This is a genomic window from Photobacterium sagamiensis (genome assembly GCF_050337085.1).
In the GTDB taxonomy this organism is placed as follows: domain Bacteria; phylum Pseudomonadota; class Gammaproteobacteria; order Enterobacterales; family Vibrionaceae; genus Photobacterium; species Photobacterium sagamiensis.
This window is the reverse complement of sequence record NZ_JAKJSP010000033.1, coordinates 39,957-53,113: the sequence shown is the minus strand read 5'-3', so window position 1 is coordinate 53,113 and position 13,157 is coordinate 39,957. Positions and strand designations below refer to the sequence as shown.

The following is a 13,157-nucleotide window of genomic DNA, read 5'->3' as shown; positions in this document are numbered from 1 at the left end:
GATAAACGTCTTAAAGTTAGGAATTTTTGGTCAATTACGACAGTTAAAACAAAACTTTGCCATAATTATCAGATTACTATTGGAGGCGTTTACGTGTATCGCTCACTACTTTTATCGTTAACATGTTTAGTTTCAACGGCAGTAAATGCAATTGAATATCCGTTGCCTGCTGACGACAGTAATATCATTGGCACGATGGAGTATTATCAGGTTAGCAAGGGCGACAGCCTGGCTGATATCGCGAACAGGTACGATGTGGGCTTTTTAGCACTGCTAGAAGCCAATAAAGGGGTTGATCCGTTCTTGCCAGAGATAGGAACCTTGTTAGCTGTTCCTACTCAATTGATTCTGCCTGATGTGAAACGACAAGGGATCATTATTAACCTGGCAGAGCTGAGACTGTATTATTTTCCAGCCGATGACGATTCAATCGTTCATGTGTTTCCTATCGGTATCGGACGTGTCGGACGTGAAACACCGTCAATGAAGACCCGGATCAGCCAGAAAATAGAAAATCCCACCTGGACACCTACCGCGAATATTCGAAAAGAATACCTGGAACAACGTGATATCGAATTACCAGCCGTTGTTCCTGCGGGGCCTGAAAACCCGTTGGGTGATTATGCAATGCGCCTTGGGTATGGTCATGGGCAGTATTTAATACACGGTACCAATAAAGATTTCGGTATCGGTATGCGCGTCAGCTCTGGTTGTATTCGGATGAATCCATGGGATATCGAATGGTTATTTCCCCAAGTGCCAGAAGCAACGCCAGTCCAGGTGATAAATCAGCCATTAAAGCAGACGATAGAGCCGGATGGGGCGCTATATGTTGAAGTGCATCAGCCTTTATCGAAAACAGAGAAACAAGTCGGACAGCCTAAAAAGGTAAAAGCGACTTCGTTGTTAAAATCGGCTGTGGAAAGTGACAGTGTTGCAGCATCCAGACTGAGTGCAGCATTGAATTTGCAGATGGGTATTCCAGTAGAAATAACAAAGTAATACAAAAAAAAGAAGTGGCGTATGAACGCCACTTACAGTTAGTAAATTACAGCGCTACTTACTGTACGAACTAGCGATGTTATCGATACGCTGGTTCGCACGCATTGCTTCTTGGTAAGCCGCATCTGAAGCTGCTCTAGCATCATTTACTGCGCCTGCCATTTGATCTTGTTGACTTTGTATAGCACTGACTTGGTCAGAAAGCATGTCTACTTTATTAGTCAGCTGTTGCATTTGGTCGACTTCATCTGAGCTTGAACAACCAATTAAGCTCGCACTCAGGATCAGACCTGCAAGGATAGATAGGGAACGTTTCATTTTTCTTTCTTCTCCTTTGTTTGCCACTACAAACCGAGTGTTAAAAGTTTCGGTCGGCAAATTTATTATGGCATAACTTGCTCAATATGCTCATTAAATGTCCTTAATTTGCAAAAAAATCGCTCTCAAAGTCGAGAAAACCTGCTGCAGGAGGTATATGGCATGCTTCTGAGGGGCGGTAAATAGCCGTAGATATGCCCGCAGCACATAGCCTCGAGCATGATCGCTGCGGGTAAATTATTTGACCGGGTTCTTATCCTCGTCGTGTTGCATACCTTTCATTCCTGCCATTACTTTCTTTACGGGGACGAACATTGATTCGCTGTCACCATTTGCGAAATGTAATGTCAATGCGACTTGTTCACCTTCTTCTAAGGGATGTTTTAAACCAAGTAGCATCACATGTAACCCCCCAGGTTTTAAAAAGGTGCTACCGTAGGATGGAACAGCAATCGAATCGACTTGGCGCATTTGCATCATCCCATCAACCATGGTGTGATTATGAAGTTCAACCTTTTCTGCAATATCACTAGTGGCAGCCACCAGACTGCGATCATTTTCGCCATGATTCATTATGGTCATGAAGATGGCACTGTTAGGTGCGCCAGGGGGCGTTGCTCGTGCGTATACACCATTAATCATTAGATCTGCATACGCTGACGTTGAAGCCAGTAATAAACTGCTGAGAGCCAGGATTTTTAATTTCATTATGAATCTCCATTTTTTATTAACAGGCGATCTATCGCATCTACCAGAATCGCAGGGTTTAATGTGTGTGGTACTTTCTCTAATAAGGAGCCGTCTGGTTTTAGGAAATAAAAATATGAACTGTGATCTATAGCGTATTCCAGGGCGGAGTTTTCAAGCTCGGTACGCATATAAAGCACACCATATTTTTCGGCAAGGGCTTTCGTTTGTAGAGCATTGCCCGTCATTCCTATGATGTTCTTATGAAAATATTGGGCATATTCGGCACTTTTCGCTGGCGAATCACGCTCAGGATCCAGAGTAATGAAGATTGGCCAAAGCTGGCCTAGCTGGTCTTGCTTTATCTCTTTCAGCGCAGCAGAAAGCACAGCCAGTGATGTCGGACAAACATCCGGACAGTGAGTATAACCAAAATAGAGAATACGCAGGCGGGGATCTTCCTGATCATAAAGGTCGATGGCTTGATCGCCACTTTCTAAAATATTCATGGGATAGGCAGGTTCAACCGCTGCAGTGGTATCGCTGCTATCTACCACATAGCGAGTGATTAACCCCGCACCGAGTGCCAGTGTTAAGATAATCCATTTTTTCATCTTCGTTAACATTCCTGTATCGAACAGTATACATTTAGCCACCTCGCCCCAATATAGCACATGAAATCATATGGGTTAGGCTCGTTTCACGATAATTAAGTTTATAAGAAACGTAATAGCGAACAACTTAACCCACCATCTCAGTATTGCGATACAACCCAACAATGTGGAAAAACATTAGGTTTACAAATGACTATTACTTCTCTTTCATATTAGAGTGTGAGCTCTATTGCATATAATGTTTTTTTACGCGTTCACCTGAAAATGAAATTTGTTGTCATGATGGAATTGTCTACATTTATGTATGAATCATCATACATTTTGGTTGTGAATGTTGGACATCAGTTATTGTTGTCTCCCTATTCATTTTCCGGTGGCTCCTCAGTTGCAGGCTTCAATCGAAGCATTATCAGATGACAGGTGGCTTCCTCATGTCAATCAAGGCTGTTTTGAAGGGCAATGGGATGATGACTAATTACCAAATTGCATAGAAAGCTATTAATGGATGGACGTCATGGACAGGACATACCATTTTATTGCGGGGCTGCCTCGCTCAGGTTCAACACTTCTTGCTGGGATATTAAGGCAACCCCGTGCCTTTTATGCTGCGATGTCTAGCCCTGTTGTGTTTTTAATCAATAGTTTTTTAGAGCAAATAAGTGCAAACCGTGAATTTTCCAGCTTCTTTGATGCAGAAAAACAAAAAGTGATGTGTCATGGCTTATTTCATTTTTATTATTCAGCCACCCCTAAACGTGTTATTTGGGATGCCAACCGGCAATGGACAGCACACATGCATCAATTGGTTGTGCTGTTTGATGATTTCAAAGTGATTTTCTGTGTGCGCAAACCAGCCTGGGTAATGGATTATTCCGTTCAACCCAGTAGATACGCGGGAAATCAGTAAAATCACAAAAAATATGATCTGGATACATCCGAGCTTAAGCGATAAATTTCATCTCAATAAAGGATTGCCAGCATGAAACTTAAAAATCTTGTCAAGAGATCGTTGAGTATTTACAGGCTTTCTAAGCTGAACGATATTTTTAATACGCAATCCAAAAAACGTCCGAAGCTTAACTATTCCCCGCAAAAATTTATCACACAGTGCTTTTTGGCACTAAGTCTTCTTGTTATCTCCGGAAATTCAGCGTTTGCTGCAGCAGCGTGCACAATATCAGCACCTAATAGCACTGGGTCTAGTGCTGTTGGTACTCCTTTGGGACAAAGTTTTACAGCAGGCTGTGATGGTACATTGTCTCAGCTAAAACTACTTGGTGATCCCCATCAAACTAATGTAACCATAACTATTTATGAGGGAGAAGGACTTGGGGGGGATGTTTTAGGAGAAGTTACTGGTATTACGTTGCATGATTATGGCAAAAACTTCACTAATTATTCTATTATTGATTTGTCTGGTGCAGATGTTTCAGTGACCGCTGATAGTAAATATACTTTCTACTTGACACACGCTACAAATTTTGACGGAGCAGTTGGGTTAATATATTCAAATCACTATGATTGGGGGATGGCTTATTCTGATGGAAGTGCCGTCCCAGATCTGGACCTCATTTTTACAATGGATATTGTTTCTTCCAACGCAGCCCCAACAGCTACAGCACCAAGTGCACCAAGCGTAACTGAAGAAGACACAAATGTTGCTTTGGCAAATGATATTCAAGTGGCAGATACCGATGCAGATGACCAGACTCTTACATTTACAATAACAGGAGGAACGCTAACTATCGGAACTGCAGGTATAACTTTTGATAGTGGAAGTAATGGTTCTTCAAGCTTTACAGCAGCCGGTACGCTTGATGCAATTAATACTTCCTTGGATGCTGCAACCTTTACACCCACTGCAAATCTCAGTGGTACCAATGCTGCTACAATTTCGTTCACTACCAACGATGGAACTGTGTCTTCCAGTGCTGCATCAGTTACTTTTGATATAACTGCAGATATCACTGCCCCCTTACTTGTTTCAAACTCCCCATTGGACAATGCTACAAATGTCACTTTAGGTGAAAACATCATTCTCAATTTTGATGACAATATGGTGGCGGGAACGGGAAATATTACCATCAGATATTCCGGAGATGATACAGCATTTGAACAAATAGCAATTGGTGATGCTAAAATTAATATATCATCGAACCAGGTAACAATTAATCCTGCAAGTACGCTTGCAAGAGGCATTGCTTATTATATTGAAATTGATGCAACCGCTTTGGATGATGACTCAAGCAATTCTTTTGCGGGAATAAGTGGCAATTCAACACTTAATTTCACCGCGGTTGATGTTGTGATTAACGAAGTCGTGACTGATCCCCAACAGGACTGGAGCACCAATGGATTTAATGGAACAATCGATGCTGGAGCAATAAGTTCAGGAACAGATGAATGGATTGAATTATTGATTAATTCTGATGGTATTGATTTAACAGGTTGGACTTTAGAGCTCTTGGATGGGTCCGGCATCGGCGGAGATTTGTCCAATACTGGTGCTTTTGATGTATCCAATTATTTGGGTAGTGGTTCTTTTGCGAACACAGTTAGTGGAGATTATTTAGTACTTGGTGATGTAGATGGTGCTGGTGAGATGAATAACTCGGGCTTAACCATTAATCTAAAAGATCCAGGTGGAGCCATAGTTGATGCAGTAGTTATTGGTGGTGTAGGGCAAGCTCCTTCTGGCAATGCTGCTGATATATATAGTGAAACTGTTCAGCGTTATACCAATGGTTTGGATACCGATGTTGACAGTGATGACTTTACTATAGGAATTGCAAGTATGGGTTCTGCCAATACAGGACCAAGTGTTACATTATCTGTTTCATCAGCTATAGCCGAAGCCAGTGGCGTGTCAACCATAACTGCTACTTTAAGTGCAGCAACAAGTCAGAATGTAACCGTAACTTTAGCTGTGGATGGATCAAGTACAGCTGTCCCAGCCGATTATACTTTATCTTCAAGTTCGATTGTTATTACTGCAGGAAGCACAACGGGTACTGCTACAATAACAGCTACGCAAGACCTAAAAGATGAAAACAATGAAACGGTTATTGTAAATATCACTGGTGTTACAAATGGAAATGAGAATGGAACTCAACAAGAAACCGTAACGATAAGCGATGATGATGCCACACCAATGCTAGCCTTTAATGCGACTTCTTCAAATGGTTCGGAAACGCTTGGCAGCGCTGATTTGCAGGTTGACCTTTCTGCAGCAAGTGGTCTGACCGTTACGGTTGACTATACGGTAACCGGAACGGCAACGGGTGCCGATTATACCTTGGCAGACGGCACACTGATAATGACTGCCGGTGATGTCAATGACAATATCACCATTGCAAGCATTGTAAATGATCTGCTGGATGAGAATAACGAAACCGTTATTGTAAGCCTTTCAAGTCCTACCAATGCCAGCCTTGGCACCAACACGGTACATACCTACACAATCAATGATAATGATGCCACGCCGACGTTAGCGTTTAATGCGAGCTCTTCAAACGGCTCGGAAACGCTTGGCAGTGCTGATTTGCAAGTTGACCTTTCTGCAGCAAGTGGTCTTACCGTTACGGTTGATTATACGGTAACCGGTACGGCAACCGGGGCTGATTATATCTTGGCAGACGGGACATTGACTATGACGGCCGGTGATGCCAATAAGAACATCACCATTGCCAGTATTGTTAATGATCTGCTGGATGAGAATAATGAAACCGTTATTGTTACGTTATCAAACCCAACCAGTGCTACTTTGGGTACAAACACAGTCCATACCTATACGATCAACGACAATGATGCCACGCCGACGTTAGCGTTTAATGCGACCTCTTCAAACGGCTCGGAAACCCTTGGCAGTGCTGATTTGCAAGTTGACCTTTCTGCAGCAAGTGGTTTGACTGTTACGGTTGATTATACGGTGACAGGTACGGCAACCGGGGCTGATTATACGTTGGCAGATGGCACACTGACAATGACTGCTGGTGATGTCAATGACAACATCACCATTGCCAGCATCGTCAATGATCTGCTGGATGAGAATAACGAAACCGTTATTGTCAGCTTATCAAGTCCAACCAATGCAAGCCTCGGCACCAACACAGTTCATACCTATACCATCAATGATAATGATGCCACGCCAACGGCAGCGTTTAATGCGAGCTCTTCAAACGGCTCGGAAACCCTTGGCAGTGCTGATTTGCAAGTTGACCTTTCTGCCGCAAGTGGTTTGACTGTTACGGTTGACTATACGGTAACGGGTACTGCAACCGGTGCTGATTATACCTTGGCAGACGGGACATTGACTATGACGGCCGGTGATGTCAATGACAACATCACCATTGCCAGTATTGTCAATGATCTGCTGGATGAGAATAACGAAACCGTTATACTAACCTTATCCAGTCCTACCAACGCAAGCCTTGGCACCAACACGGTACATACCTATACCATCAACGATAATGATGCCACCCCAACGCTAGCCTTTAATGCGAGCTCTTCAAACGGCTCGGAAACCCTGGGCAGTGCTGATTTGCAGGTTGACCTTTCTGCCGCAAGTGGTTTGACCGTTACGGTTGACTATACGGTAACGGGTACTGCAACCGGGGCTGATTATACCTTGGCAGACGGGACATTGACTATGACGGCCGGTGATGCCAATAAGAACATCACCATTGCCAGTATTGTCAATGATCTGCTGGATGAAAACAACGAAACCGTTATTGTAAGCCTTTCAAGTCCTACCAATGCCAGTCTTGGCACCAACACGGTACATACCTATACGATCAACGACAATGATGCCACCCCAACGCTAGCCTTTAATGCGACTTCTTCAAATGGTTCGGAAACGCTGGGCAGTGCTGATTTGCAGGTTGACCTTTCTGCCGCAAGTGGTTTGACTGTTACGGTTGACTATACGGTAACGGGTACTGCAACCGGGGCTGATTATACCTTGGCAGACGGGACATTGACTATGACTGCCGGTGATGTCAATGACAACATCACCATTGCCAGCATCGTCAATGATCTGCTGGATGAGAATAACGAAACCGTTATTCTAACTTTATCCAATCCAACCAATGCAACACTGGGTACCAACACGGTACATACCTACACCATCAACGATAATGATGCCCCGCTGACGATCATTATCACCTCAAGTAGCCCTGACAATGTTAATGGTGCCTTTACTGTGGCCTTCACGCTGAGTGAGTCGAGCAGCGATTTTGCTATCAGTGACGTGGCGGTGAGCGGCGGCACCTTGAGTAACTTCACGGGCTCGGGCAGCAGTTATAGCGCCACGGTCACGCCATCTGCAGAAGGTGCCGTCACGGTGGATGTGGCGGCAGACAGCATCAGCGATGCGGCAGGTAATCTTAATACCGCGGCGACCCAGCTCAGCCGCACCTATGATGCGACGTTGCCTCGGCCTGTAATTACAAGTAGTGCCAATGCGATTACTAATACTGATTTCGTTGCCGACATTGACTTTGGTGAAGCCGTTACAGGTTTTGCCCTGGATAAAATTTCGGTAGTCAATGCCAGCCTGAGTAAACTGGCTCATCAGGGAGAAGGCCGCTATCAAGTCACAGTGACGCCTGATAGTGACGGTACGGTTTCGATCAATATTGCAGCCGGAACTGCGACTGATAGTGCGGGGAATAGCAACTTGGCCGCTGAGCAGTATAGTCTGGAGTTTGATGGTTCACGGCCTTACATCCAGTCCCTGGCACCAGTCGATGATGCCGGCAATGTGCAGCGTAATGTGTCATTGCTGATGGTATTCAATGAGGTTATCGTAGCAGGCGAGGGCAGTATCAGTATCTATGATGCTGATGACAGCCTGCTTGAAACGATTAGCCTGAGCAGTGTTCAGGTTGTCATTGATGGTGCGAGGGTAGCTATTGATCTCGTCACTACTTTTACACCTACGCATAGCTACTATGTCCACATTTCGTCTGATGCCCTGTTCGATACGGCGGGTAATGCGTTTACAGGCATTGATGATACGACCAGCTATAACTTCACTATCATCAACAATGTGCCCGAGGTTGCAGATGATATTGCATCGGTAGCGGAAGACAATAGCGTAGCGATTGTCGTGCTGGATAATGACAGCGATAGTGACAGTGAGATTAACTTAGCTAGCGTCACGGTTACCACGCAACCCAATAACGGTAGCACCAGCGTGAATACGGGAACGGGTGTGGTGACATTCACCCCTAACGATGATTATGCTGGAACGGATAGCTTCACCTATCAAGTGGAAGATGTGTATCGCGGGCTGTCTGGTACTGCAACGGTGACGGTCACCGTTACAGCTGTCGATGATGATCCTGTTGCGATCGCCGATGTAGGATCGACAGATGAAGATCAATCGATTTTGATCGACGTCCTGGCTAACGATACGGATCCTGATGAGGGTGATAGCACAGACAGTGATACCTTGACCATTGTGAGTCAACCCGAACAAGGTGTGGCGACCGTTGAAGATGGCCAGATCCGCTATGCGCCTGAAACGGACTTTACGGGCAGTGATACTTTCAGTTATACCGTGCGTGATAGCAGTGGTCGACTGTCCAATACTGCTGAAGTAATAATCAATATTACAGGTGTGAATGCCGCACCTGTGACAGTTGCCGATGATGCTGTAACGGATGAAGAAACAGCTGTTGATATATTGGTAGTTTCAAATGACAGCGATATTGATGGTTCTGTGGATATTGCTACCGTAGCAATAGTTAACCAGCCGGGAAATGGTACCGTAACGGTATCTGAGCTCGGTGTAGTGACCTATACGGCAGAGGCTAACTTCAACGGGGTAGATAGCTTTACCTATGTAGTGCAAGACAATGAAGGTGCGACCTCAGAACTAACGACGGTAAGCCTGACAGTCAATAGTGTCAACGATGCGCCAGTTGCCAGTGATGATATTGCAACATTACTTGAAGACAGCACTCACTCTATCAATGTATTGGGTAATGATGACGATACTGACGGCCAGTTAGATAGCAGCAGCGTAGTGGTTACCAGTCAACCCGAGCAAGGTAGTGTGAGTGTTGCTGATAGTGGGGCTATTCTGTTTACACCTGACGGGAATTTCAGCGGTGAGGATAGGTTTACCTATCAGGTTCGTGATGACCTGGGCATGATATCGAATACTGCGACGGTAACGCTTACTGTACAGTCGGTGAATGATGCGCCGCTAGCCAATGATGACAGTGCCCGTATGAAAGAAGACAGCGCGATAACCATCAACGTTATTGCCAATGACAATGATGTGGATGGCAGCCTTGATACGACGACGCTGACAGTGGGTACTGCTCCGGGGAATGGCTCGCTAAGATATAACGGCGATGGCACATTCACCTATACGCCTGATGAAAACAGCCAGGGTAGCGACAGTTTCAGTTATACCATCAGCGATAATGAGGGAGAGGCCTCCAACACCGCGACGGTAACCGTTGATATTGAGGCTGTTAACGATAACCCGACGCTGTCAGGAGTACCGGCAACGGACGTCGCTCAAGGAGAGAGCTATAGCTTTACCCCGGAAGCAAGTGATGTCGATGGTGACGATTTAACGTTCAGTGTTTCTAACAAACCTGCCTGGACTGAATTTGATGTATCAAGTGGTACTCTGAGTGGAAGTCCGGGTAATGATGATGTTGGCACCACCAGTAACATCGTGATCAAGGTCAGTGACGGCATTGAAACCATTAGTCTGGCGTCGTTCAATCTTGAGGTGGTTAACGTCAACGACACCCCTGTGGTCAAAGATGAAACATTAGACGAGGAGTATTCTGAACAGAATCGCTTTGAAATTGATGTATTGGAAAACGATTCTGATATTGACGGCGATACGCTCACCATTATTGCGGCTTCTGCCAGTATCGGCGAAGTGATTATTAATGATGATAAACTGACTTATCAGGCGCCTGCAGGTTTTACTGGTAACGTAGAGCTTCAATATTTAGTGAGTGACGGCAATGGCGAAATAGTTCAGGCAACAGTAACATTAGTTATTGAAGGTGAGGTTGAACTGAGTATACCAATCCTGACTGTCCCTGATGATATTGAAGTCAATGCAACGGCGTTATTTACCAAAGTTGATCTGGGCGTGGCAACGGCCCGTGACAGCAATGGAAAGGCACTTCCCGTCTCGCTTGTTGATAATCAGCTGTTCTTTGCCCCCGGCCAGCATATTGCATATTGGCGCACCGAGGATGCGCAGGGAAATATCGCTAAAGCGAGTCAAAAAGTGACGGTTTATCCAATGGTGTCGATTGTCAAGGATGATGAAACAACGGAAGGAACTCGCCATAGCGTTAAAGTTTATCTTAATGGTCAATCGCCCGTTTATCCCGTTGTGATCCCCTATTCAGTTTCAGGAAAAGCTGATCAATATGATCATGATTTGCTAGACGGCAACGTGACGATTGAACATGGCACGGTAGGGGAAATTGAATTCAATATTGTTCAAGATGCAGAAAATGAAGGAGATGAAGAACTGACGATCACGTTAGATCCAAATCTGAATCTAGGTAGTAAAACTGAATTTACTCTATGGATCATTGAACGAAATATTGCACCTAAAGTGACGACGATGATTGTCCAACAAGGGGAATCTCGGCAGATTATTGTGAACAATGATGAAGAAGTTACGATATCGGCTAAGGTGACAGATGCCAATATCGGTGATAGCCATCAGTATGAATGGAAGCGTAATGGCCAAGTGATTGGTAATGGCAGCAACTATAGCTTTTCTCCAGCCCAACTTAGTCCCGGTATTTACCATGTCAATTTGACGGTGACAGATGATGCTAGTGAGTCACTGTCTGTGTCGAAAGATATTTATATTGAAGTGGTTGATGAGTTGGCATTACTGGGTAGCGAAGATACGGATGGAGATCTGGTCCCTGACAATGAAGAAGGTTTCTCTGACGGTGATAACGACGGTATTCCTGATTATCAGGATGCAATTAGCGAATGTAATGTGATTCAGGAACAGGTATCTGAACCTGATTGGTATCTTGTTGAAGGTGAACCAGGGGTTTGCTTGCGCAAAGGGGTCACTGTTGCCAGCAATGAAACAGGCGGAACTCATCTTCTTGAGAATGAGGTATCAGAACAGTTAAAGGTTGATCAGGAATACGAGAATATTGGTGGTGTATTTGATTTTGTTGCTTACGGCTTGCCACAAGCAGGACAGAGCTATAAAGTCGTATTCCCTCAGCGTCTCCCTGTACCAGCTAATGCGGTTTACCGTAAGTTTAAAGATCTTGGCTGGAGTGATTTTGAATCAGATCCCAATCCCGATAGCGATAGTCTCAACTACTTGTCTTCGACCCAGGGTGAACCTGGATATTGTCCGCCTCCTGGAGATGAAAGCTGGGTAATTGGCTTAAAGCAAGGCCACTGGTGTGTTCAGTTGACGATACAAGATGGCGGTCCAAATGACGATGATGGAGCTATAAACGGAAGTATCATTGATCCAGGTGGCGTGGCGGTACGAGCGAGTGATAATGTACCGCCTGTCGCTCAGAATGATACTGTCACAATGAGTTGGAATAGCGCTATTACTATCGATGTACTGGCCAACGATAGCGATGCCGACGGCAACATACTCGATATAGTTTATGCCATGGCTAATTTTGGCATCGTCGATATCGTGAACAACCAGCTGTATTATATGGCGAAAGACCAATATTACGGTGTGGCAAAGGTCAAATACTGCATTACTGATAACAGCGGTGGTGGCAGTTGTGCGGATGTCACCATTAATGTTGTCGATAGCTTGCCTAGTTCTGCTGTTGATAGCTTGCCTAGTTCTGTTGTTGTCGAAAATTCGGCTGGCGGTGGAATAGGAGGGGCGACATTGTTTTTATTAACGCTGTTAAGCATTACCCGCAGTTATAGTCGAAAGCAAGGTCTGGCATTGTTACTTTTTATAAGTTTTAGTAGTCAGGCAAATTGGTATATTGAGTCAGATCTAGGGCATAGTATTGCTCGTGATAGCGCCGAGTTGGGGGCTGATAAAATCACTAATATTGATGACACTGATTTTTACTGGACAGTAGGGCTTGGTTATTCAATAAACTCGGAATGGGATGTGACAGCGCGTTATATCGACCAAGGCCAGGGAAGTGCCAGCATTATAGGTAATACAGCCACTCCTGATGAATATCATCAGAGTATTGCCCGAGTTACGCCTGTTCTAGCTAGTGGTGTGGGGGTTGATGTCAGGTATTTTGTCTGGCAGGCGGATGCATATAATTTTGCCGTCAGTGCTGGTGCTATGTACTGGGAAACGGATTTTGACAGTGTCTATCAGGGAAACATTCTTCATTATAGTGATGATGGTATTGATCCGTACTTAGGCGTTGAGCTTGGTTATGACATCAATGCACAATGGGCGATTGGTCTAGGGGTAACACGGTATTTCATAGAAGCGAATGATGTCGATGCATTTAGTTTGAAATTGAAGTACCGAATGAATATTGAAAAAGATTAATACGTTGAATGGTG

At 44.7% G+C, this 13,157-nt stretch carries 6 protein-coding genes; 3 read left to right on the top strand and 3 right to left on the bottom strand.

Annotation, left to right across the window (positions count from 1 at the left end; all coding sequences use genetic code 11):
- Positions 1 to 93: 93 nt before the first annotated feature.
- The gene (locus tag L4D76_RS16570; protein WP_428442008.1) at positions 94 to 1,002 is read left to right on the top strand and encodes a L,D-transpeptidase family protein; all 909 of its coding nucleotides are present in this window, start codon (positions 94 to 96) and stop codon (positions 1,000 to 1,002) included.
- A 54-nt stretch (positions 1,003 to 1,056) separates the two neighbouring features.
- Here L4D76_RS16570 and L4D76_RS16565 read toward each other — a convergent pair whose 3' ends face one another.
- The 3 genes from L4D76_RS16565 to L4D76_RS16555 all read right to left on the bottom strand — a co-directional run bounded on the left by L4D76_RS16565 (position 1,057) and on the right by L4D76_RS16555 (position 2,621).
- Positions 1,057 to 1,320 carry an Lpp/OprI family alanine-zipper lipoprotein gene (locus L4D76_RS16565; RefSeq protein ID WP_428442007.1) on the bottom strand — a complete coding sequence of 88 codons (264 nt, stop codon included), beginning with the start codon at positions 1,318 to 1,320 and terminating at the stop codon, positions 1,057 to 1,059.
- 237 nt (positions 1,321 to 1,557) lie between these two features.
- The gene (locus L4D76_RS16560) at positions 1,558 to 2,028 is read right to left on the bottom strand and encodes a copper chaperone PCu(A)C (protein WP_428442006.1); all 471 of its coding nucleotides are present in this window, start codon (positions 2,026 to 2,028) and stop codon (positions 1,558 to 1,560) included.
- Positions 2,028 to 2,621, bottom strand: coding sequence for an SCO family protein (locus tag L4D76_RS16555; RefSeq protein ID WP_428442005.1), 594 nt, complete (start codon positions 2,619 to 2,621; stop codon positions 2,028 to 2,030). Before L4D76_RS16555 ends, L4D76_RS16560 begins: the two co-directional genes overlap by 1 nt.
- A gap of 514 nt (positions 2,622 to 3,135) precedes the next feature.
- On the opposite strand from L4D76_RS16555, the gene L4D76_RS16550 reads away from it, so the two are divergent.
- The gene (locus L4D76_RS16550; RefSeq protein WP_428442004.1) at positions 3,136 to 3,528 is read left to right on the top strand and encodes a sulfotransferase; all 393 of its coding nucleotides are present in this window, start codon (positions 3,136 to 3,138) and stop codon (positions 3,526 to 3,528) included.
- A gap of 621 nt (positions 3,529 to 4,149) precedes the next feature.
- Positions 4,150 to 13,143 (top strand): tandem-95 repeat protein, encoded by an 8,994-nt coding sequence (locus L4D76_RS16545; RefSeq protein ID WP_428442003.1) that lies wholly within the window; start codon positions 4,150 to 4,152, stop codon positions 13,141 to 13,143.
- Positions 13,144 to 13,157: the final 14 nt, after the last annotated feature.

Bases quoted from the DNA above. Each gene is read 5' to 3' on its own strand.
- L4D76_RS16565 (WP_428442007.1), bottom strand. From the start codon at position 1,320: ATGAAACGTTCCCTATCTATCCTTGCAGGTCTGATCCTGAGTGCGAGC.
- L4D76_RS16560 (WP_428442006.1), bottom strand. From the start codon at position 2,028: ATGAAATTAAAAATCCTGGCTCTCAGCAGTTTATTACTGGCTTCAACG.
- L4D76_RS16555 (WP_428442005.1), bottom strand. From the start codon at position 2,621: ATGAAAAAATGGATTATCTTAACACTGGCACTCGGTGCGGGGTTAATC.
- L4D76_RS16550 (WP_428442004.1), top strand. From the start codon at position 3,136: ATGGACAGGACATACCATTTTATTGCGGGGCTGCCTCGCTCAGGTTCA.
- L4D76_RS16545 (WP_428442003.1), top strand. From the start codon at position 4,150: ATGGCTTATTCTGATGGAAGTGCCGTCCCAGATCTGGACCTCATTTTT.